The following is a 20187-nucleotide window of genomic DNA, read 5'->3' as shown; positions in this document are numbered from 1 at the left end:
CCCATGGCACTCCTTGAAGTCCGCGACCTTTCGGTCGTGTTCCAGCGCCGCGGCGAGAAGCCGTTCACCGCGGTGGACGGGGTCAGCTTCGACGTCGAGCCGGGCCAGACGGTCGGCCTGGTCGGCGAGTCCGGCTGCGGCAAGTCCGTGACGTCGCTGGCGATCATGCGGCTGCTCGCCCGCCGCGGCAACCAGGTCAGCGGCTCGGTGCGCTTCGAAGGCACCGACCTGCTCACGCTGTCCGACAAGGAAATGCGTGACCGCCGCGGCCGCGACCTCGGCATGGTGTTCCAGGACCCGCTGTCCTCGCTGAACCCGGTCATCCCGATCGGGCTGCAGATCACCGAGGTGCTGGAGCGCCACCGCGGGATGGCGCGCAAGGCGGCGTCCGTGGAAGCGGTGGACCTGCTCGACAAGGTCGGCATCCCCGACCCGTCGCGGCGGCTTTCCGAGTACCCGCACCAGCTTTCCGGCGGGATGCGGCAGCGCGCGCTGATCGCGATCGCGCTGGCGTGCCGGCCGCGGCTGCTCATCGCCGACGAGCCGACCACGGCGCTGGACGTCACCATCCAGGCGCAGATCCTGGCGCTGCTGCGGGAACTGGTGCAGGACACCGGCACCGCGCTGATCATGATCACGCACGACCTCGGCGTCGTCGCGGGCCTCTGCGACGAGGTCAACGTGCTCTACGGCGGCAAGATCGTCGAGCGCGCGCAGCGGCACCAGCTGTTCGCCGAGCCGCGCCACCCGTACACGCACGGCCTGCTCGCCTCGATCCCGCGCCTGGACGCGGGCCGCGGCGAGAAGCTGGTCCCCATCCGGGGCTCGGTGGCCGACAACATCCCGTGGGAGCACGGGTGCGCGTTCGCGCCGCGGTGCCCCAACGCCGTGCCCGCGTGCCGCGAGGTCCAGCCGCAGCTGGTCCCCGACCGCGGCGGGCTGCTGCGCTGCCACAACCCCGTGCGGCCGCCGGTCGCGGCGGGAGGAGGAACCCGATGACCCGTCCTGCTGGTGACGTGCTGCTCGAGGTCACCGACCTCAAGGTGCACTTCCCGATCAAGCGCGGCATCGTGATCGACCGGACGGTCGGGCACGTGTTCGCGGTCGACGGCGTCGACCTGGCCATCCGCCGCGGCGAAACCTACGGCCTGGTGGGCGAATCCGGGTGCGGCAAGTCCACGCTCGGCCGCGCGATCCTGCGGCTCAACGAGCCGACCGACGGCCAGGTCGTCTTCGACGGCACCGACGTCGCGGCCCTGAAGGGCGAGGAGCTGCGGAAGGCCCGGCGCCGGATGCAGATGATCTTCCAGGACCCGCTGTCCAGTTTGGACCCCCGCCAGTCGGTGGAATCCATTCTGCTGGAAGGGATGCGCGCGCACGGCCTCGACAAGGACAAGGAAGCCACGCAGCAGCGGCTGCGGCAGCTCCTGTCCGCGGTCGGCCTGCCGGAGACGGCGCTGCGGAAGTACCCGCACGAGTTCTCGGGCGGGCAGCGCCAGCGCATCGGCATCGCGCGGGCGCTGGCCGTGGAGCCGGACCTGATCGTCGCCGACGAGCCGGTGTCCGCATTGGACGTTTCGGTGCAGGCCCAGGTGGTGAACCTGCTGGAGGACCTGCAGGACCAGCTCGGGCTGACGTACCTGGTGATCGCGCACGACCTCGCGGTGGTGCGGCACATCTCCGACCGCATCGGCGTGATGTACCTGGGCGCGCTGGTCGAGGAGACCGACGCGGACTCGCTGTACCGCGAGCCGCTGCACCCGTACACGCGGGCACTGCTGTCGGCCATCCCGGTGCCGGACCCGCAGGTCGAGGACACCCGCGAGCAGATCCTGCTCGCCGGTGACCTGCCCTCGCCCGCCAACCCGCCGTCGGGCTGCCGCTTCCACACGCGCTGCCCGTGGCGGCAGGCGAGCCTGTGCGACACCGAACGCCCGCAGCTGCGCGAGATCGGCGGCGGGCACCGGGTGGCGTGCCACTACGCGGAGGACATCCGCGACGGGCGCATCCAGCCGCACGAGGTGGAGCCGGAGCTGATCGAGCTCACCGGGGCGCTGAACCCCGACCTGGGCCCGCCGGACGTCGGCACCTCCGCCGAAATCCTCTGACCGGAGCTTTCACGTGAAAGTGACCCGGAGGTGACTCCTCCACGTCACTTTCACGTGAAAGTGCCGCCTCAGGGCTTGAGGTCGAGGGCGGCGCTCATCGTGCCGTCCATGTAGAACGGCGTCGAGTCGTGGACGTGGCTGATCCGCCACTCGCCGTCCTCCCGGCGGAACCCCGTCGTCGAGCGGAACCACAGCTCGAACTTCTGCGGCATCCCCTTCGGCGTCGTCGACAGCCGGGTGAGGGAGTGGCTGAACGCGACGTCGCCGCCGACGGTGACTTCCAGGTCGCGGACCTCGTACTCGATCGGGCCGTCGAAGCTCGCGAACCAGGCCATGCGCGCCTCGACGTCTTCGCCGTGGTGGGCGAGCGGCGGGGCCAGGGTGTACGCGAGCAGCTCCGGCACGCACTGCGCGGCGAGCGCCTCGGCGTCACGCTCGGTCATCGCCTGGGCGCGGGCGGCCACGAGTTCGCGGATCAGCTTGTCGTCGTGCTCGGTCATGCCATCCTCCTGAGGTGGTGGTTCCTGCCTGTCGAAGGGGACGTAGGCGCCGCCGCGCGGATTTCGACATCCAGCGGGAGGAAGTTTTGAAGTACGTGGTGTTGATCTACGGCAACCCCGGGTCCCGCGCGGCGTGGGCGGGCATGACCGAGGAGCAGCGCGCGGCCGGGCTCGCGTACTACCGGCAGCTCAACGCCGACCTCGACGCGTCCGGCGAGCGCATCGTGTCCGAGCGGCTGGCGTACCCGGAGGAGACGACGCAGGTCCGCGTGGGCGAGAGCGGCGTCCTGACGACCGACGGCCCGTTCGCCGAGGCCAAGGAGTTCCTCGCCGGCTTCTACCTGCTGGACTGCGAGAGCCTCGAACGGGCGACCGAGATCGCCGCCCGCGTCCCGGAGGCGGCGTTCGGGGTGGTGGAGGTCCGGCCGGTGATGGGCCTGCAGTGAACGTCGAACTCCTGCGCTCGCTGGCCCCGCAGGTCCTCTCGGCCCTGGTCCGCCGCTACGGCGACTTCGACGCGTGTGAGGACGCGGTCCAGGAGGCGCTGCTGGCGGCGTCCCAGCAGTGGCCGACGTCGGGGCTGCCGGACAACCCGAAGGCGTGGCTGATCACCGCGGCCTCCCGCCGCCGCATCGAGCAGCTGCGCAGCGAGACGGCCCGGCACCGGCGGGAAGAGGCGGTGGCACTGGCCGAACCCCCGGACGCGGAGCCGGTCGCCGTCGACGACACGTTGACGCTGCTGTCGCTCTGCTGCCACCCGTCGCTGTCCCGGCCGTCGCAGGTGGCGCTGACGTTGCGCGCGGTCGGCGGCCTGACGACGGCGGAGATCGCCCGGGCGTTCCTGGTCCCGGAGCCCACGATCGGCCAGCGCATCAGCCGCGCGAAGCGGTCACTCCGCGGCGAGCGGTTCGTCGCTTCGGACTCGACGGCCCAGGTGCTCGAGGTGCTGTACCTGATCTTCACGGAGGGCCACACGGCCAGCTCCGGCGCCGAGGTGAACCGTGTCGAGCTGACGGCGGAAGCGATCCGCCTCACCCGGCAGCTGCGCTCGTCGCTCCCTTCGGACGGCGAGGTGACGGGACTGCTGGCGTTGATGCTCCTGACGGACGCCCGCCGCCCGGCCCGCGTGTCGGCGTCGGGGGAGCTGGTGCCGCTGGCTTCGCAGGACCGGTCGTTGTGGGACCGGGCGTCGATCGAGGAGGGGATTTCCCTCATCACGGGCGCGTTGTCGTCGTCGCCGGTGGGCCCGTACCAGCTCCAGGCGGCGATCGCGGCGGTGCACGCGGAGGCGGCGTCGGCGGACGCGACGGACTGGGCGCAGATCTTGACGTTGTACGACCTGCTGCGGGTGGTGGCGCCGGGGCCGATGGTGACGTTGAACCGGGTGGTGGCGTTGGCGCAGGTCGCGGGCCCTTCGGCGGGGCTGGCCGAGCTGTCCGCGGCGGCGTCGGATCCGGCGCTGGCTTCGCACCACCGGGTCGATGCGGTGCGGGGGCACCTGCTGGAGCTGTCGGGGGACCTGGCGGAGGCGCGGGAGGCGTACCTGGCCGCGGCGGGGCGGACGTTGAGCGTGCCGGAACAGGCGTACCTGCGGTCCCGCGCGGCTGCTTTGGGCGGCGGCTGAGCCGGGTCGGTGGTGTCTTGACCGGTGACAGAGTCACCTGGCCGTGTGGTCTTCCGGCGCCGCTGGGGATGTCAGGGCCCCGGCAAAGTCGTCGGAGGACGGCCCTGTGGTGTCTTGAATGAGTCATTCAGGACCTCCGAAGACCTGAATGACTCATTCAAGACGTCGGCGAAGCCGCCGCCGGGCAAACCGCCGCGACTTTGCCGGGGCCCTGGCGGGGATGTCATGAAAGGGTCGTTCATGTCGTCTGGCGAGATGAACGACCCTTTCATGACATCGCGGACCCGCCGTTCCCGAGTTGTCCACATGGGGGTGAACCCTGTGGACAACCCTGGGGACCCCCCACCAAAGGAGGACCCCGGGCAATACCTGAGTAGGCCGCCCGGGGTGCCTCGCCCCCGGTACCCTGCGGAAAGCAGATTCCGGAGTACCAGGGGGTACGAACAGTGCACATCGACCAATGGCTGGAGGCGATCCCGCCGCTTTCGGTGTACCTGATCGTCGGTGCGGTGATCATGATCGAGAGCCTCGGCATCCCGCTCCCCGGCGAAATCGTGCTGGTCAGCGCGGCCTTGCTGGCTTCGACGCACGACACGCTGAGTCCGCTCTGGATCGCGATCCTGGCCAGCGCAGGCGCCATCATCGGCGACAGCATCGGGTATTTCATCGGGAAAACCGGTGGCCAGCGGCTGTTCGCCTGGGCCGGCCGGAAATTCCCGAAGCACTTCGGCCCGACGCACCTGGCCAACGCCGAACGCATCTTCGACAAGCGCGGCGTGTGGGCCGTCTTCCTCGGCCGCTTCATCGCGTTCCTGCGCATCCTCGCCGGCCCGCTGGCCGGGTCGCTGCGCATGCACTACCCGAAGTTCCTGCTGGCGAACGCGGCCGGCGGCATCGTCTGGGCCGGCGGCACCACCGTGCTCGTCTACTACCTCGGCGTCGTCGCGGAAGAGTGGCTCGGCCGGTTCTCCAAGTTCGGCCTGGTCGCCGCCGTCGTCATCGGCATCGTCGTCTTCTTCGTCATGAAGAAGCGCCTCGGCCGCAACCACGAGGGCGAAGAAGAAACCCCGAAGCAGGAGGAGACGGCGGCCTAAACCGCCACCAGCTCCGGCTCCGGCTTGCGCGTGAACCGCAGCGAGCCCAGCAGCACCCCGGCGATCACGACGGCGGCCGCGCCGATCTCCAGCGCGGTCGGCCGCTCGCCGAGGAAGACGAACGACGCCGACAGCCCGACCACCGGCACCAGCAGCGAAAACGGCGACACGACGCCGGCCGGGTTGCGTCGCATCAGCGTCGTCCACAGGCCCGAGCCGACGACGGTGCCGATCAGCACGACGTAGGTCAGGCCGCCGAGCGCGGTCAGCCCGGCCGGGGTGCCGAGCGTCGCCAGCGAGTGCCACTGCGCGGCCGGGCCCTCCATGACCAGCGACAGCGCGAACATCGGCAGCGGCGGCACCACCGACATCCACAGCGTGAAGTGCAGCGGGTTGTCCGGCTCGGCCCGGCGCGTGCTCAGGTTGCCGAACGCCCAGCTCAGCGCGCCCAGCAGGGTCAGCACCATCGGCAGCAGGGCGGCGTGCCCGGACTGCTGCCACGCGATCGCGACCATCCCGGCGACGGCCAGCGCGATGCCGGCCAGCTGGTGCGGCGTGACGCGTTCGCGCAGGAAGACGGCGCCGAGCAGCACCGTGAACGGCGCCGACGCCTGCAGCACCAGCGACGCGAGCCCGGTCGGCATCCCGGTGTCCATCGCGATGAACAGGAACGCGAACTGCCCGGTGCCGAAGCCGAGGCCGTAGCCGAGCAGGTAGCGCACCTTCACCTTCGGCCACGGCACGAACAGGATCGTCGGGACGGCGATGACGGCGAACCGCAGCGCGCCCGCGAACACCGGCGGGAACTGGCCGAGCGTGGCGTGGATGGCGAGGAAGTTGAGTCCCCAGAGGACGGCGACGAGCACGGCGAGCAGGCGGTCACGAGCGGGCATGCCCCCACCTTCGCAACGACGACCCTGAAGGACCAGCGAGAATATCTGCAGGAACCTTGTAGCGCCGCTTCACATATGCTGGGCCCGTGGATCTGGGTCGCCTGCGCACGCTGCGCGAGTTCGCCGACCGCGGGAGCGTGACGGCGGCCGCGCGGGCGCTGCACTGCACGCCGTCGGCCGTCTCGCAGCAGTTGCGCGCGCTGCAGGGCGAGGTCGGGCTGCCGCTCACCGAGCCGGCCGGCCGCGGGTTGCGGCTGACCGACGCGGGCCGCGCGCTGGTCGCCCGCGCCGACGAGGTGCTGGCCGCGCTCGAGCGGGCGGAGTCCGAATTGGACACCTACCGCAGCGCGCCGCGCGGGCGGGTGCGGCTGGCGATCTTCCAGTCGGCCGGGCTGATGCTGCTGCCGGGGCTGCTGACCCGCGTCGTCGGCTACGACGGCCTGGAGGTCGACGTCCGGGACGTCGACATGACGCCACCCGAGGTGCCGGGCCTGGTCGCGGACTACGACGTCGTCGTGGCGCACCGCGACGAGCACGCGCCGGAGTTCGACCACGACCGCCTGGACGTCGTGCCGCTGCTGCGCGAGCCGCTCGACGTCGCGCTGCCGGTCGGGCACCGGCTGGCGGCCAAGCGGCGTGTCGACCTGGCGGAGCTGGCCGACGAACGCTGGATCGGCGTCGACCACGGCTTCCCGGTGGACGACGTGCTGCGCTCGCTGACCATCCGCACCGGCGTGCGGCCGGTCGTCGTCCAGCGGATCAACGACTTCCGGATCACCGAACGGCTGGTCGCGGCCGGCCACGGCATCGCGCTGGTGCCGCGCTACACGATCGACACGCGCCGCGGCAGCGGCCTGGTCAGCAGGCCGCTGGCCGGGATCCGCGCGGCGCGGCTGGTCGAGGCGGTGTGCCGGACCGGCGCGCTGCAGCGCCCCGCCGTGGCGAAGGTGATCGAGGAGCTGGCCGCGGAGGTCGCCCAGCTCACCGCTTGAAACCGCGCAGGTAGGACAGCGCGATCCCGAGCGCGTCCTGCAACGCCGTGAGGTCGTGCCGGATGTGCGCGAGCAGCAGTCCACCTTGGACGGACGTCATCGCCGCCTGCGCCAGCCGGGCCGGGTCGGCGTCCGCGGCCAGTTCCCCGTTGTCCTGCAACGTTTTCAGCCCGCGCTCCAGGTGGGACTCCCACGTCCGGTAGGCCTGGTCGACCAGCGGCGCGAGCTTCGGGTTGTCGCCGACCTCGCCGGCGAGGTTGCCCAGCGGGCAGGCGATCGGCCCGCCCGCGCGGCGGTGGACGTCCAGCAGCTGCTCGGTCCACGTCTCGAGATCGGCCCACGACGACAGCGTGAAGATCGCCGGCTGGTTGCCGAGGATCTGCTCGAGGTACCGGTCGATCACGGCCCCGACCAGCTGCTCCTTGTTCTTGAAGTAGTGGTACATCTGCGATTTCCCGGCCCCGCTCGCGGCGAGCACCTTGTCGACGCTCGTGCCCGCGACGCCGTCGACGTACATCAGCCCCGCCGCCGCGTCCACGATCGCGTCACGGGTCCGCTTGCCGCGTGGGGTCGAAGCCGCTTGCGCCTCCATGTACTGAATAGTACAGTTCGGCGCACTGTACCGATCAGTACAACCGACTAGGGGGATCCATGACGCTCGAAACCGCCCTCAACGAGCTGAACGACCAGCTCCGCGCCGCCCTGCCGCCGGAGATCGCCGAGGTCCTCGACGCGGACCGGCGCCGCGCCGCGACGACGTTCGCCGAGGTGGGCGCCAAGATCGACGACTTCGAGCTGCCCGGCGCCGATGGGACGCCGGTGAAGCTGGCGGCGCTGGTCGAGGAGGGCCCGGCGGTGCTCGTGTTCTACCGCGGCCAGTGGTGCCCGTACTGCAACCTGACCCTGCGCACCTACCAGCGGGAACTGCTGCCGGAGCTGGAAAAGCGCGGCGCGAAGCTGGCGGCGATCAGCCCCCAGAAGCCCGATGGCACGGTGCCGGAGCTGGGGTTCCCGGTGCTGTCGGACGCCGGCAGCACGGTCGCGCGGGGGCTCGGGCTGAGCTACCCGGTTTCCGCGCCCGTGCGCGAAGCCATGCAGACGCTCGGCACGGACCTCGAAAAGGTCAACGGCACCTGGGAGCTGGTCCACCCGGCGGTGCTCGTGGTCGACCGGGACCGGGTGCTCAGGTTCGTCGACGTCCACCCGGACTTCGTCACGCGGACCGAGCCGGCGGACATCATCGAAGCGCTCTAGCGGACCGTTTCACGCCGAAGGTGATCACCGAACCCAGGATCAGGGCGACGCCCAGGGAGAGCAGCAGGCTGATCCCGGGTTCGGTGACGATCCGGCCGCCCGCGTAGCCGAGGAAGGCCACGTAGGACGTCCAGAGCGTGACGCCGACGGCCGAGGCGGTGAAGAACTCCGCCATCGGCCACCGGAGCGATCCGGCGAGGAGGGCGCCGACGGTGCCGCCCGACGGCAGCCAGCGGGCGACCACCAGCACCGGGCGCGGGTGGCGCTGCAGCCGGCCGTCGAGCCAGCCGAGGCCGGCGGCGATCTTCCGCCGCCGGCTCAGCCGGTTCAGCGCCGCCCGGCCACCGAACCGGCCGAGGGCGTAGAGCGCCTGGTCGGACACCAGGCACCCGGCACTCGACACGGCGATCACCAGCGCCAGCGACGTCCCGCCCTGCGCCGCCGCGATGCCCATGCCGAGGAGCGTCACCTCGGTGGGCAGCAGGGGCACGAGCGAAACGACGAACAGCACCAGCAGTCCCGCCGCAGTCGTGTCCACACCCCCATTAACCGCCTGCCGGGCCCGGAAAACTCCCGGGCAAGGGGGACTCACAGGAACCCGACAGGCGGTCCACAGGTTCAGCGGTTGGCGCGGTTCACCGCCGACACGACCGCGCGCAGCGACGCCGTCACGATCGACGGGTCGACGCCGATGCCCCAGAACACCCGGTCCGAGATCGCGCACTCGATGTACGACGCGGCGCGCGCGTCGTCGCCCGGCGAGAGCGTGTGCTCGCTGTAGTCCAGCAGCCGCAGGTCGAAGCCCACGGTGGACAGCGCGTCGAAGAACGCCGCGATCGGGCCGTTGCCGCGGCCGGTGACCTCGTGCTCGTCACCTTCGACGCGAACGGTCGCGGTGATGTCGTACTCGCCGTCGCCGTTGTCGCGGACGTGCTGGCGGACCAGCTCCAGCGGCGTCTTCAGCTCCAGGTACTCGGCCGAGAACGCGTTCCACATCGTCGTCGGGTCGACCTCGCCGCCCTCGGTGTCGGTGTGGTGCTGGATCACCTTCGAGAACTCGATCTGCAGGCGCCGCGGCAGGTCGAGCTGGTGCTCGGCCTTCATGATGTAGGCGACGCCGCCCTTGCCGGACTGCGAGTTCACCCGGATGACGGCCTCGTACGTGCGGCCGACGTCCTTCGGGTCGATCGGCAGGTACGGGACCTCCCACGGGTACTCCTCGACCGGCACGCCCTGCTTGTCGGCGGCGTCCTTCAACGCGTCGAGACCCTTGTTGATCGCGTCCTGGTGGCTGCCGGAGAACGCGGTGAACACCAGGTCGCCGCCCCACGGCGAGCGCTCGGGTACCGGCAGCTGGTTGCAGTACTCGACCGTCCGCTTGATCTCGTCCATGTCGGAGAAGTCGATCTGCGGGTCGATGCCCTGGCTGTAGAGGTTCATGCCCAGCGCGACCAGGTCGACGTTGCCGGTGCGCTCGCCGTTGCCGAACAGGCAGCCTTCGATCCGGTCGGCGCCGGCCTGGAAGCCCAGCTCGGCCGCGGCGATGCCGGTGCCGCGGTCGTTGTGCGGGTGCAGCGACAGGATCACCGAGTCGCGGTGGGCCAGGTTGCGGCTCATCCACTCGATCGAGTCGGCGTAGACGTTCGGCGTCGCCATCTCGACGGTCGCCGGCAGGTTCAGGATCACCGGCTTCTCCGGCGTCGGCTGCCAGATCTCGGTGACGGCGTCGCAGACCTCGAGCGCGTACGACAGCTCGGTGCCGGTGTAGGACTCCGGCGAGTACTGGAACCGGAAGTCGGTGTCGGGCTGCTTGTCGGCCAGCTCGACGACCATTTCGGCGGCCTGCGTCGCGATCTTCTTGATGCCCTCGCGCTCCTCGCGGAAGACCACGCGGCGCTGCAGGATCGACGTCGAGTTGTAGATGTGGACGATCGCCCGCGGCGCGCCTTCGAGCGACTGGAACGTCCGCTCGATCAGCTCCGGGCGGCACTGGGTCAGCACCTGGATGCTGACGTCGTCCGGGATGGCGCCTTCTTCGATGATCTCGCGGACGAAGTCGAAGTCCGTCTGCGACGCGGCCGGGAAGCCGACCTCGATCTCCTTGTAGCCCATGCGGACCAGCAGGTCGAAGAACTTGCGCTTGCGCGCGGGCGACATCGGGTCGATCAGGGCCTGGTTGCCGTCCCGCAGGTCGACGGCGCACCACAGCGGCGCGCGCTCGATGCGCTTGGCGGGCCAGGTGCGGTCGGGCAGGTCGATGTTCTCGACGACGTCGTACCAGGGGCGGTAGCGGTGCACCGGCATGGACGTGCCGCGCTGGGTGTTCCAGGCGGGCTGGTCAGCGGGCGCGGGACGAGAGGGCTTGCGGATCTTGCTCATGGGTTTGAGGGTGTCTCCAGCTCGACGGGTGCGACCGGCACCACGAAGCCCCGCGACGGGGAGCCGGTCCGGTCAGGCCCCGTCGCGGCAGCGAAGCAGGAGAGCACGCGCCACGGCACCACCATAACCACGGAACGCCGCCCGAGGGAAGCCGGGCAGCTCCTTCCAGGGGTTACCTGTGGGTAGCCACGGGACGGTCGCCGTGCGAAACTGCGGACATGGCTGAGCACGCAGAGTCGTCGTCGGAGGAGACCAAGGTCTCCCGCCGGGCTCCCGTCGACTGGCGCCGCACCCGTGGCCGGGCGGCGTCGGTGGTGGCGTCGATCGTCCGCTGGGTGGGTCTGGTCTTCGCCGCGTTCCTGGTGATCCACGTGATCTTCACGGTCGGCTCGGCCAACCCGGACAACGGCATCGTCTCGTTCGTGAAGTCCTGGGCGGACAGCCTGGCGCTGGGGTTCAGCGATCTGTTCACACCGAGTGACGAGAAGCTGCGCGTCCTGGTGAACTACGGCATCGCGGCGATCTTCTGGCTGGTGGTTTCGGGCATCCTCGCGAAGGTGATCCGCCGGGTGGGCGGGGCTTCCTGAACTCGCGGTGATCAGCTCTCGGCGAGTTCGTCGTACACGCGATCGCAGATGTACCGTCGCCCGTAGTTCCCCCCGGTGACCTCGCGGAGGAATCCGGCTTCCGCCAGCTTCCTGATCGCGTTGGCGGCGGTGGGGTATGACACGCCCAGGTCGGCCTGCACCTTGGGAATGGTCGTCATCGGGTAGCCGATGAGGTTCACGGCCAGTTCGTGGACGGTGCCGCGGCCGGTCAGAGCGCCGGCTTGCCCCAGGAGTCCGTGAACGCGAACTCCGCCAGCGGCAGCCGCACCCGCTCCGCCTTCTCGCGCTCGATCCGCCAGTCCTCCTCCAGCACATCCGGCGCCGCCGGCGACCCCACCGCGATCGCCACCTTCGGGACGGCGTCCTCCGGGAGCGAGAACGCCGACCGGACCGCGTCCGCCGAGAAGCCCGCCATCTGGTGCGCGATCAGCCCGAGCTCCACCGCCTGCAGCACCAGGTTCTCCGAAGCCAGCCCCAGCCCGTACTCCGCGTACGGCACCGGACCCTTCTCGTTCGTCGTCACCATCACGCCGATCAGCAGCAGGCCCGCCCGGTGCGCCCAGGCCTGGTTGCCCGAGTTCAAGGTCGACAGGATCGCGTCGAACGCCGGGGTCCCGCGGACGCCAACCAGGTAGCGGGCCGGCTGGGTGTTGCCGAACGACGGGGCCCAGCGGGCCGCCTCCAGCAGCGCCCGGACCTGGTCCGGCGTGACCACGGCCGCCGGGTCGTAGGCCCGCGGGCTCCACCGTTCGGCCATCAGGGTTGCGATCGGGACGCTCGTCACAGCTGGCTTTCGCACGATCAAGACGTTACCCGCGAGTGCTGTGCATCACTCGGGAGGAAGGGCTCCACGCATTTCGTTGGTGTTGCGGAAGATTTACTTCCGAGTGACCCGCGCGAAGGGTCCGCCCCACGTCAAGAGGGTGGCGGGCCGTCCAACCCCCGGTAGGCTCCACTGCAAATCATGGGACGCGGGGGCTCTCCGGTGCCCACCAGGGAGCCGCCCGGCCCGCGAGGAGGTTCGGGCGTGGCCCTCGTGGTCCAGAAGTACGGCGGATCGTCGCTGGAAAGTGCCGACCGGATCAAGCGCGTCGCCGAGCGGATCGTCGCCACCAAGAAGGCGGGCAACGACGTCGTGGTGGTCTGCTCGGCGATGGGTGACACCACCGACGAGCTGCTCGACCTGGCGCAGCAGGTGAACCCGGCGCCGCCGGAGCGGGAGATGGACATGCTGCTCACGGCGGGTGAGCGCATCTCGAACTCGCTGGTCGCCATGGCCATCGCGGCCCAGGGTGCCGAAGCGTGGTCGTTCACCGGTTCGCAGGCCGGCGTCGTCACGACGTCGGTGCACGGCAACGCGCGCATCATCGACGTCACGCCCAGCCGCGTCACCGAAGCCCTCGAGCAGGGGTACGTCGCGCTCGTGGCGGGCTTCCAGGGCGTCGCGCAGGACACCAAGGACATCACCACGCTCGGCCGCGGCGGCTCGGACACCACCGCCGTCGCGCTGGCCGCCGCGCTCAACGCCGACGTCTGCGAGATCTATTCCGATGTGGACGGTGTGTACTCGGCCGACCCGCGGATCGTGCCGGACGCGCGGAAGCTCGACACCATCCCGTACGAGGAGATGCTGGAGCTCGCCGCCAGCGGCTCGAAGATCCTGCACCTGCGTTCGGTCGAGTACGCGCGCCGCTACGGCGTGCCGATCCGAGTCCGCTCTTCCTACAGTGACAAGCCGGGCACGACGGTGACCGGTTCTATCGAGGAGATCCCCGTGGAACAAGCCCTGATCACCGGTGTGGCGCACGACCGCTCCGAAGCCAAGATCACGGTCACCGGGGTGCCGGACCACACCGGTGCCGCGGCCCGGATCTTCCGCGTGATCGCCGACGCCGAGATCGACATCGACATGGTGCTGCAGAACGTGTCCAGCACCGTCTCCGGCCGCACCGACATCACGTTCACGCTGTCGAAGGCCAACGGCGCCAAGGCGGTCAAGGAGCTGGAGAAGGTCAAGGCGGAGATCGGCTTCGAGTCCGTCCTCTACGACGACCACGTCGGCAAGGTCTCGCTGGTCGGCGCCGGGATGCGCTCGCACCCCGGTGTCACGGCGACGTTCTGCGAGGCGCTGGCCAACTCGGGCGTCAACATCGAAATCATCAACACCTCGGAGATCCGCATCTCGGTGCTGATCCGGGACGCGCAGCTCGACGACGCCGTGCGCGCGATCCACGAGGCGTTCGAACTCGGCGGCGACGAAGAAGCCGTCGTCTACGCGGGGAGTGGTCGCTGATGGCGGAAGGGTTGCGGGTCGGGGTGGTCGGCGCGACCGGCCAGGTCGGCGGGGTGATGCGCAAGCTGCTGGCGGAGCGGGAGTTCCCGGTCGCCGAGCTCCGGTACTTCGCTTCGGCGCGCTCGGCGGGGTCGAAGCTGCCTTGGCGCGACACCGAAATCACGATCGAGGACGCGTCGACGGCGGATCCGTCCGGTTTGGACATCGCGCTGTTCTCCGCGGGCGGTTCGACGTCGAAGGCGCAGGCGCCGCGGTTCGCCGAGGCGGGCGTGACGGTGATCGACAACTCCTCGGCGTTCCGGATGGACCCGGACGTGCCGCTGGTCGTCAGCGAGGTCAACCCGCAGGCCGTCAAGGAAGCGCGCAAGGGGATCATCGCGAACCCCAACTGCACCACGATGGCCGCGATGCCGGTGCTGAAGCCCCTGCACGACGAAGCCGGGCTCGTCCGGCTGGTCGCCTCGACGTACCAGGCGGTGTCCGGCAGCGGGCTGGCCGGCGTCGACGAGCTGGCGGGCCAGGTTCGCGCGGCGGCCGGGCACGCCTCGCTGCTGACCCACGACGGCGCGGCGATCGAGTTCCCGAAGCCGGAGAAGTACGTCCGCCCGATCGCGTTCAACGTCCTCCCGATGGCCGGGTCCATTGTGGACGACGGCGAGTTCGAGACGGACGAGGAGAAGAAGTTCCGCAACGAGAGCCGCAAGATCCTGAGCATCCCGGGTCTCGGCGTTTCGTGCACCTGCGTGCGGGTCCCGGTGTTCTCGGGGCACTCGATCTCGGTGAACGCGGAGTTCGCGCAGCCGCTTTCGGTCGAGCGCGCGACGGAGCTGCTGACGCACGCGCCGGGCGTCGAGCTGTCGGAGGTCCCGACCCCGCTGCAGGCAGCGGGCAACGACCCCAGCTACGTCGGCCGCATCCGCGTCGACCAGGGCATCGAGGACGGCCGCGGGCTGGCGCTGTTCATCTCGAACGACAACCTGCGCAAGGGCGCGGCGCTGAACGCGGTGCAGATCGCGGAGCTGATCGCCGACCAGCACTGACCACAGTGGACAACTAAATTCGCTTGGCCGTTTCGCGGCGCTCGGGAGATCCTGAGCGCCGCGAAAACATTTCCAGGGGAGGAAAACCATGTACACCGCTGTCGACGGCGCCCGCGTCCCGATCCGGATGTGGGCCGATCCCGCGTCGGTCGAAGAGCAGGCCATGCGGCAGCTGCACAACGTCGCCAACCTGCCGTGGGTGCACGGCGTCGCCGTGATGCCCGACGTGCACTACGGCAAGGGGGCGACCGTCGGCAGCGTCATCGCCATGCGCGACGCCGTCTCGCCCGCCGCCGTCGGGGTGGACATCGGGTGCGGGATGAGCGCCGTGCGGACGTCGCTGACCGCCGCCGACCTGCCCGACGACCTCGGGAAGCTGCGCCGCCGGATCGAAAGCGCCGTGCCGGTCGGGTTCGGGCTGCACAAGACGCCCGTCAACCCCGCGAAGGTGCACGGCGTGGGCGGCTGGGACGCGTTCTGGAAGGGCTTCGGCGAGCTGCACAGCGGCGTCCAGGAGCTGCACGACCGGGCCGCGCGGCAGATCGGGAGCCTCGGGGGCGGGAACCACTTCATCGAGGTCTGCCTCGACGACGACGGCCGGGTCTGGCTGATGCTGCACTCGGGTTCGCGCAACATCGGCAAGGAGCTGGCCGAGCGGCACATGGCGGTCGCGCGGAAGCTGCCGCACAACGCCGACCTGCCCGACCGCGACCTCGCCGTGTTCGTCGCGGGCACGCCGGAGATGCAGGCGTACCGGCGCGACCTGTTCTGGGCGCAGGACTACGCGGCGCGCAACCGCGCCACGATGGTCGCGCTCGTGAAGCAGGCGCTGAAGGACGTCGTCCCGCAGACGACGTTCGACGACGCCATCTCCTGCCACCACAACTACGTTTCGGAGGAGACGTACGACGGGGTGGAGCTGCTCGTCACCCGCAAGGGCGCGATCCGGGCCGGATCGGGTGATCTCGGGATCATCCCGGGCAGCATGGGGACCGGGTCGTACATCGTCCGCGGGCTCGGGAACGACTCGTCGTTCCAGTCGGCGTCGCACGGCGCCGGCCGCCGGATGTCCCGGAACAAGGCCAAGAAGCTGTTCACCGCGGACGACCTCGCGGCGCAGACGGCCGGCGTCGAGTGCCGCAAGGACTCCGGCGTCGTCGACGAGATCCCGGCGGCGTACAAGGACATCGATTCGGTGATCCGGGCGCAGACGGACCTGGTCGAGGTCGTGGCGCACCTCAAGCAGGTGGTCTGCGTCAAGGGCTGAGCGGTACCTTGGCGCCATGACGAGGGGTGGAACGACGGCCGCGTTGCTGGCCGCGAGCGCACTGCTGCTGAGCGGCTGTGCCGAGGTCAGCGACGCGGTCGACCAGGGGTCGAAGACCGCGGACAAGGTGAGCGCGTGCACGGAGGCGCTCGGGCTGGCGGACCTGAACCCGCTGGTCGACCCGGACAAGCTCAAGGCACGGGCGGCCGACAAGGAACGGCGGCTGCGCGAGCTGGCGGCGAACGTCCAGGACCAGGACGTCAAGAACGCGCTGCTCGGCATGGCGGGTTCGTACGTCGAGGTGCAGAAGGAACGCATCGAGGACGCCGGCGTCGTGGCCCAGTGGGTGCAGCGCAACGTCAAGAAGCTCGACGCCCTCCGCGCCGCCTGCGGCTGACCGTAGCTTTCACGTGAAAGCTACGGTCACTCGCCGCCGGTGGTGGCCATCGCCGGGACCGGGTCGGTGGCCGGTTCCGGGGTGCGGGAGTGGCGGTGGAGCAGGCCCGCGGCCGCGATCAGCAAGCCGCCCAGGCCCGCCGCCGCGAAGCCCCACGCGGGGCTCGAGTGGTCGATCGCGAAGCCGACGAACGGGCTGCCCAGCGCCAGGCCGAGCCGGGTCGACGCGTCCTGCAGGCCCATCGCCTCGCCGCGGACGCGGGGCGGGGCGATCCTGCTGACCGTCTCCGTGGTCGCCGCCAGGGTCGGGGCGCACAGCAGGTTCGTCGGGATCAGCACCAGCATCAGCAGCCACCACGGCCGGTCGGCCAGCCCGACCGGCACCACCAGCAGCGCCATCAGCAGCATCAGCACGCCCTGCGGCAGCGACCGCTTGACCGCGCCGTGGACGATGCCGCCGAGGATCGACGCCGCGCACATCACCGCGATGACCAGGCCGGTCACGCCGAGGTCGCCGTTCGCGCGCAGGGCCGCCAGCGTCGCCAGCTCGGTGCCGACCAGCACGAACAGCGCGCCGCCCGCGATCAGCAGCGCGGACACCAGCTTCCAGGACAGCCAGGTGCGCAGCTTCGGGCGGACGTCGTCGACGACCGGCTCGCGGTCGTCGCGGATCGGCGGGTCGACCAGCCAGATCAGGAACGCCGTGCCGCCGAACAGGACGCCGAGCGCGCTGAGGGTGAACGTCGGCGGGAGCGACGTCATCGCCGCGATGCCGGCCGCCGGGCCGATCATGAACGTGACTTCGATCGAGATGGTGTCCAGCGAGTACGCCGCCCGGCGCTCCGCCACCGGGACGAGCGCGGCCAGCACCTGCCGGGCCAGCGAGCCCGCCGGGACCGACAGGGCACCGGCCGGGACCGCAACCGCGGCGAGCGCCGCGTAGGGCAGGTGCGGCGCGGCGGCCCAGAACGCCGTCGTGGCGATCCCGCACACCGCGACGACCGGGCGCAGCCCGTACCGGTCGATGCACCGGCCGACCAGGGGCGCGCCGAGGGCCATCCCGAGGGTGATGCCGGCGCCGACCAGGCCGGCGGCGCCGTAGCCGCGGCCGAGCCCGGTGACGACGTACAGCGTCATCATCACGCCGTTCATGGTCATCGGCAGCCGGGCCAGGAACATCAGGGCCATGGTCGAGGACACGCGGGGAACGGCGAGGACCCGGCGGTACGGCTGCAGTGGCACGCCCTCGATGAGAACCCAGCTTGGTACGCGCGTGCAACAAAATTTCGCCTCTGGTGCCCACAGAATTTGAGAGCTACTCTCATTTGGCAGTAACTATCAATTGGGAGTCGCTATGACTCAGCTCTATCCACGCAGGTGGTGGGCCCTCGGTGCGCTCGCGGTGAGCCTGCTGACCGTCGGTCTCGACCTGACCGTGCTCAACGTCGCCGTGCCGACCCTGGCCGTCGACCTCGGCGCCACGACCACGCAGCTGCAGTGGTTCGGCAACGCCTACACGCTGGCGCTCGCCGCGCTCCTGCTCCCGGCGGGCCTGCTCGGCGACCGGTTCGGCCCGAAGAAGCTCCTGCTCGGCGCGCTCGCGGTGTTCGGGCTCGCGTCGCTGGGCTGCGCCTACGCCGGTTCGCCGGGCACGCTGATCGCCGCGCGGGTCGTGCTCGGCGTCGGCGCCGCGTTCCTCATCCCGCTGTCGCTCTCGCTGCTCAACATCCTCTTCCCGCCGGAGGAGCGCGCGAAGGCGCTGACGACGTGGGTCATGGCGACCTTCGTCGGCATCCCGCTCGGGCCGCTGCTCGGCGGCTGGCTGCTCGACCACTTCGCGTGGGGCTCGGTGTTCCTCATCAACGTCCCGCTGGCCGCGGTCGGCGTGGCCGCGGTGCTGTTCCTCGTGCCGCTCACGCCGGGGTCGGGCCGGGGCCGCGTCGACGTCGCGGGCATCGCGCTCTCGGCCGCCGGGCTGGTCGCGCTGACCTACGGCTTCGTCCACGCCGGCGAGCACGGCTGGGCCGACCCGGTGACGTACGGCCTGATCGCGCTCGGCGTCGCGCTGGTCGCGGTGTTCTGCCGGACCCAGACGCGGGTGGCCGCGCCGCTGACCGACCTCGCGCTGTTCCGCGAACCGCGGTTCGTCTGGGGCGCGGTGCTCGCCACGATGGCGTCCTTCGCGCTGATGGGCCTGATGTTCGTGCTGCCGCAGCTGTTCCAGGCCGTGCAGGGCGCCGACGCGCTGCAGACCGGGCTGCGGCTGCTGCCGCTGATCGGCGGGATGCTGGTCTCGGCGAAGATCGCCGAGCGGCTGGTCGCCGCGCTCGGCGTGCGCGTGGTCGTCACCGGCGGGTTCCTGCTGCTCGCGGCGGGCCTGGCGTGGGGGACGGCGCCGTCGGACGGCTACGGCGGCACCGTCGGCTGGGAGGTCGTCATCGGCCTCGGCACCGGGTGCACGCTGCCGCCGCTGATGTCGATGGCGATGGGCGCGCTCACCGAGGGGCGTTCGGGCGCCGGCTCGGCGCTGATCCAGGTGCTGCGCCAGGTCGGCGGCACCATCGGTGTCGCCGTGCTGGGCACCGTGCTCAACGGCGTCTACCGCGACGGCGTCGAGGTGGCGGGCCTGCCCGCGCCGGTGGCCGACGCGGCGCGAGGCAGCGCGTCCGCCGCGGTCGCCGTCGCGGAGCAGCTCCACCTGCCCGGGCTCGCCGAGTCCGCGCGGACGGCGTTCACCGACGGCATGGCGGCGACGCTGTGGGTCTGCGCCGGGCTCGGCGTGGCCGGGGCGCTGCTGGCGGCGCTGTTCCTGCCCGGGCGGGCGGTCGCCGGGGCGCAGCCGCGAGAATCGGGGCATGACGTCGTCGCCATCTGAACCGCAGGGACTGCGCGAGCGGAAGAAGGCCAGGACGCGCGCCGCGATCCAGCGGCACGCGTTGCGGCTGTTCCACGAGCAGGGCTACAGCGCGACGACGGTCGACCAGATCGCGGCCGCGGCGGAGATCTCGCCCAGCACCTTCTTCCGGTACTTCCCGACGAAGGAGGCGACGGTGCTGTACGACCCCTTCGACCCGATGCTCATCGCCGCGGCGCTGGCGCAGCCGCCCGAGCTCAGCCCGATCGGCGCGCTGCGGGCGACCGTGACGACCATCCGCGAGGTGCTGCCCGCCGACGAGTGGGAGCGCGAACGCCAGCGGCAGCGGCTGGTGCTGCGCGAACCGGAGCTGCGCACCGCGGCCATGGACAAGTTCGCCGAGGGGATCGACCTGCTGGCCGGGTTCGCGGCGCAGCGCACCGGCCGCGAGCCGGGCGGCTTCGAGGTCCGCAACTGGGCGGGCGCGGTGGTCGGCGTGGTGCTGGCCGCGTTCCTGGGGTCGGCGGCGGACCCCGAGGCGGACACGCTGGAGGTCCTCGATGAAGCCGTGGCGCACCTGGAAGCGGGCTTGCCGCTCTGAATCGGCGAATCGCTTTCGCGTCTTCGCGCTGACCTGTGTGGGTGGCGGTGCGAGCGTGGGGGACTCCCCGTCCGGAGCAGCCGCGACACGCGGTCCGACGGAGTGATGAAGCCAAATGATCACCGTTTACGCCTGTGTGGGTGACCCAACTGTTCCATAGTGGACAGTGCTCACCGCTGAGTGACGATCGTGCTCGGTCAGGATGATCTTCAGGGGGACGGGCAAGCTTTCGACGTTAATCAGATGCGGGCCAGTTCGCTCTTTCCGGATCCGGCACGTAAGGG

22 protein-coding genes are annotated in these 20187 nt (G+C 70.8%); 14 read left to right on the top strand and 8 right to left on the bottom strand.

Going from position 1 to position 20187, the window contains the following annotated elements; all coding sequences use genetic code 11:
* Positions 1-3 precede the first annotated feature (3 nt).
* Positions 4-999: an ABC transporter ATP-binding protein gene (locus EIY87_RS15390; protein WP_125308370.1), complete on the top strand. Its 996-nt coding sequence runs from the start codon at positions 4-6 to the stop codon at positions 997-999.
* Complete coding sequence (locus tag EIY87_RS15385; protein ID WP_125308368.1) at positions 996-2108, top strand: ABC transporter ATP-binding protein; 1113 nt, start codon at positions 996-998, stop codon at positions 2106-2108. Before EIY87_RS15390 ends, EIY87_RS15385 begins: the two co-directional genes overlap by 4 nt.
* Before the next feature lie 68 nt (positions 2109-2176).
* Here the strand turns inward: EIY87_RS15385 and EIY87_RS15380 are convergent, their stop codons facing one another.
* Entirely contained in the window at positions 2177-2608 is a 432-nt protein-coding gene (locus EIY87_RS15380) for a YybH family protein (RefSeq protein ID WP_125308366.1), read from the bottom strand.
* A gap of 95 nt (positions 2609-2703) precedes the next feature.
* Between EIY87_RS15380 and EIY87_RS15375 the strand changes: the two genes are divergently transcribed.
* The 3 genes from EIY87_RS15375 to EIY87_RS15365 all read left to right on the top strand — a co-directional run bounded on the left by EIY87_RS15375 (position 2704) and on the right by EIY87_RS15365 (position 5326).
* Positions 2704-3054, top strand: coding sequence for a YciI family protein (locus EIY87_RS15375; protein ID WP_404800059.1), 351 nt, complete (start codon positions 2704-2706; stop codon positions 3052-3054).
* Positions 3051-4232 carry an RNA polymerase sigma factor gene (locus EIY87_RS15370; RefSeq protein ID WP_125308362.1) on the top strand — a complete coding sequence of 394 codons (1182 nt, stop codon included), beginning with the start codon at positions 3051-3053 and terminating at the stop codon, positions 4230-4232. The genes EIY87_RS15375 and EIY87_RS15370 overlap by 4 nt, the downstream gene beginning before the upstream one ends.
* Before the next feature lie 446 nt (positions 4233-4678).
* The gene (locus EIY87_RS15365) at positions 4679-5326 is read left to right on the top strand and encodes a DedA family protein (RefSeq protein WP_125308360.1); all 648 of its coding nucleotides are present in this window, start codon (positions 4679-4681) and stop codon (positions 5324-5326) included.
* Here the strand turns inward: EIY87_RS15365 and EIY87_RS15360 are convergent.
* Positions 5323-6219: an EamA family transporter gene (locus EIY87_RS15360; RefSeq protein WP_125308357.1), complete on the bottom strand. Its 897-nt coding sequence runs from the start codon at positions 6217-6219 to the stop codon at positions 5323-5325. The genes EIY87_RS15365 and EIY87_RS15360 overlap by 4 nt on opposite strands.
* An 86-nt stretch (positions 6220-6305) precedes the next feature.
* Here EIY87_RS15360 and EIY87_RS15355 point away from each other — a divergent pair, with 86 nt between their 5' ends.
* The gene (locus EIY87_RS15355) at positions 6306-7211 is read left to right on the top strand and encodes a LysR family transcriptional regulator (RefSeq protein ID WP_125308355.1); all 906 of its coding nucleotides are present in this window, start codon (positions 6306-6308) and stop codon (positions 7209-7211) included.
* Here EIY87_RS15355 and EIY87_RS15350 read toward each other — a convergent pair.
* Entirely contained in the window at positions 7201-7803 is a 603-nt protein-coding gene (locus EIY87_RS15350; RefSeq protein WP_125308354.1) for a TetR/AcrR family transcriptional regulator, read from the bottom strand. The genes EIY87_RS15355 and EIY87_RS15350 overlap by 11 nt on opposite strands.
* 59 nt (positions 7804-7862) lie before the next feature.
* Between EIY87_RS15350 and EIY87_RS15345 the strand changes: the two genes are divergently transcribed.
* Positions 7863-8465, top strand: coding sequence for a peroxiredoxin-like family protein (locus tag EIY87_RS15345; protein ID WP_125308353.1), 603 nt, complete (start codon positions 7863-7865; stop codon positions 8463-8465).
* Here the strand turns inward: EIY87_RS15345 and EIY87_RS15340 are convergent.
* Together EIY87_RS15340 and leuA are read right to left on the bottom strand one after the other, a co-directional pair.
* Complete coding sequence (locus EIY87_RS15340) at positions 8449-9003, bottom strand: DedA family protein (RefSeq protein ID WP_125308352.1); 555 nt, start codon at positions 9001-9003, stop codon at positions 8449-8451. The two genes, EIY87_RS15345 and EIY87_RS15340, sit on opposite strands and share 17 nt — an antisense overlap.
* An 80-nt stretch (positions 9004-9083) precedes the next feature.
* Positions 9084-10844 (bottom strand): 2-isopropylmalate synthase, encoded by a 1761-nt coding sequence (leuA, locus tag EIY87_RS15335; RefSeq protein ID WP_191984104.1) that lies wholly within the window; start codon positions 10842-10844, stop codon positions 9084-9086.
* A 218-nt stretch (positions 10845-11062) separates the two neighbouring features.
* Between leuA and EIY87_RS15330 the strand changes: the two genes are divergently transcribed.
* Positions 11063-11431: a hypothetical protein gene (locus EIY87_RS15330; protein ID WP_125308351.1), complete on the top strand. Its 369-nt coding sequence runs from the start codon at positions 11063-11065 to the stop codon at positions 11429-11431.
* Positions 11432-11442: 11 nt separating this feature from the next.
* Here EIY87_RS15330 and EIY87_RS15325 read toward each other — a convergent pair whose 3' ends face one another.
* Together EIY87_RS15325 and EIY87_RS15320 are read right to left on the bottom strand one after the other, a co-directional pair.
* Complete coding sequence (locus tag EIY87_RS15325; protein WP_191984103.1) at positions 11443-11631, bottom strand: hypothetical protein; 189 nt, start codon at positions 11629-11631, stop codon at positions 11443-11445.
* 29 nt (positions 11632-11660) lie between these two features.
* On the bottom strand, positions 11661-12251 hold the full coding sequence (locus EIY87_RS15320) for a nitroreductase family protein (protein WP_191984102.1): 591 nt from the start codon (positions 12249-12251) through the stop codon (positions 11661-11663).
* A 228-nt stretch (positions 12252-12479) separates the two neighbouring features.
* On the opposite strand from EIY87_RS15320, the gene EIY87_RS15315 reads away from it, so the two are divergent.
* The 4 genes from EIY87_RS15315 (at position 12480) to EIY87_RS15300 (ending at position 16449) form a co-directional block, all read left to right on the top strand.
* On the top strand, positions 12480-13745 hold the full coding sequence (locus EIY87_RS15315; RefSeq protein ID WP_125308350.1) for an aspartate kinase: 1266 nt from the start codon (positions 12480-12482) through the stop codon (positions 13743-13745).
* The gene (locus tag EIY87_RS15310) at positions 13745-14785 is read left to right on the top strand and encodes an aspartate-semialdehyde dehydrogenase (protein ID WP_125308349.1); all 1041 of its coding nucleotides are present in this window, start codon (positions 13745-13747) and stop codon (positions 14783-14785) included. Before EIY87_RS15315 ends, EIY87_RS15310 begins: the two co-directional genes overlap by 1 nt.
* A gap of 88 nt (positions 14786-14873) precedes the next feature.
* Entirely contained in the window at positions 14874-16052 is a 1179-nt protein-coding gene (locus EIY87_RS15305) for an RtcB family protein (protein WP_125308348.1), read from the top strand.
* A gap of 16 nt (positions 16053-16068) precedes the next feature.
* Positions 16069-16449, top strand: coding sequence for a hypothetical protein (locus tag EIY87_RS15300; RefSeq protein WP_191984101.1), 381 nt, complete (start codon positions 16069-16071; stop codon positions 16447-16449).
* 26 nt (positions 16450-16475) lie between these two features.
* Here EIY87_RS15300 and EIY87_RS15295 read toward each other — a convergent pair whose 3' ends face one another.
* A complete protein-coding gene (locus EIY87_RS15295) occupies positions 16476-17636 on the bottom strand; it encodes an MFS transporter (protein WP_191984160.1) in 1161 nt (386 codons plus the stop codon).
* A gap of 166 nt (positions 17637-17802) precedes the next feature.
* Between EIY87_RS15295 and EIY87_RS15290 the strand changes: the two genes are divergently transcribed.
* Complete coding sequence (locus EIY87_RS15290) at positions 17803-19323, top strand: DHA2 family efflux MFS transporter permease subunit (RefSeq protein WP_225439880.1); 1521 nt, start codon at positions 17803-17805, stop codon at positions 19321-19323.
* Positions 19304-19903 carry an acyl-CoA-like ligand-binding transcription factor gene (locus tag EIY87_RS15285; RefSeq protein WP_191984100.1) on the top strand — a complete coding sequence of 200 codons (600 nt, stop codon included), beginning with the start codon at positions 19304-19306 and terminating at the stop codon, positions 19901-19903. Before EIY87_RS15290 ends, EIY87_RS15285 begins: the two co-directional genes overlap by 20 nt.
* Positions 19904-20187: the final 284 nt, after the last annotated feature.

Source organism: Amycolatopsis eburnea (assembly GCF_003937945.1).
GTDB classification, from domain to species: Bacteria; Actinomycetota; Actinomycetes; order Mycobacteriales; family Pseudonocardiaceae; genus Amycolatopsis; species Amycolatopsis eburnea.
Note: the sequence above shows the minus strand (reverse complement) of the source record. Positions and strands in the feature narration are given on the sequence as shown.

What these genes read in the sequence shown, in the direction of transcription:
- EIY87_RS15310 (WP_125308349.1), top strand. Translation starts at nt 13,745, where the DNA reads ATGGCGGAAGGGTTGCGGGTCGGGGTGGTCGGCGCGACCGGCCAGGTC.
- EIY87_RS15330 (WP_125308351.1), top strand. Translation starts at nt 11,063, where the DNA reads ATGGCTGAGCACGCAGAGTCGTCGTCGGAGGAGACCAAGGTCTCCCGC.
- EIY87_RS15385 (WP_125308368.1), top strand. Translation starts at nt 996, where the DNA reads ATGACCCGTCCTGCTGGTGACGTGCTGCTCGAGGTCACCGACCTCAAG.
- EIY87_RS15390 (WP_125308370.1), top strand. Translation starts at nt 4, where the DNA reads ATGGCACTCCTTGAAGTCCGCGACCTTTCGGTCGTGTTCCAGCGCCGC.
- EIY87_RS15300 (WP_191984101.1), top strand. Translation starts at nt 16,069, where the DNA reads ATGACGAGGGGTGGAACGACGGCCGCGTTGCTGGCCGCGAGCGCACTG.
- EIY87_RS15380 (WP_125308366.1), bottom strand. Translation starts at nt 2,608, where the DNA reads ATGACCGAGCACGACGACAAGCTGATCCGCGAACTCGTGGCCGCCCGC.
- EIY87_RS15295 (WP_191984160.1), bottom strand. Translation starts at nt 17,636, where the DNA reads ATGGCCCTGATGTTCCTGGCCCGGCTGCCGATGACCATGAACGGCGTG.
- EIY87_RS15360 (WP_125308357.1), bottom strand. Translation starts at nt 6,219, where the DNA reads ATGCCCGCTCGTGACCGCCTGCTCGCCGTGCTCGTCGCCGTCCTCTGG.
- EIY87_RS15305 (WP_125308348.1), top strand. Translation starts at nt 14,874, where the DNA reads ATGTACACCGCTGTCGACGGCGCCCGCGTCCCGATCCGGATGTGGGCC.
- leuA (WP_191984104.1), bottom strand. Translation starts at nt 10,844, where the DNA reads ATGAGCAAGATCCGCAAGCCCTCTCGTCCCGCGCCCGCTGACCAGCCC.
- EIY87_RS15345 (WP_125308353.1), top strand. Translation starts at nt 7,863, where the DNA reads ATGACGCTCGAAACCGCCCTCAACGAGCTGAACGACCAGCTCCGCGCC.
- EIY87_RS15350 (WP_125308354.1), bottom strand. Translation starts at nt 7,803, where the DNA reads ATGGAGGCGCAAGCGGCTTCGACCCCACGCGGCAAGCGGACCCGTGAC.
- EIY87_RS15285 (WP_191984100.1), top strand. Translation starts at nt 19,304, where the DNA reads ATGACGTCGTCGCCATCTGAACCGCAGGGACTGCGCGAGCGGAAGAAG.
- EIY87_RS15290 (WP_225439880.1), top strand. Translation starts at nt 17,803, where the DNA reads ATGACTCAGCTCTATCCACGCAGGTGGTGGGCCCTCGGTGCGCTCGCG.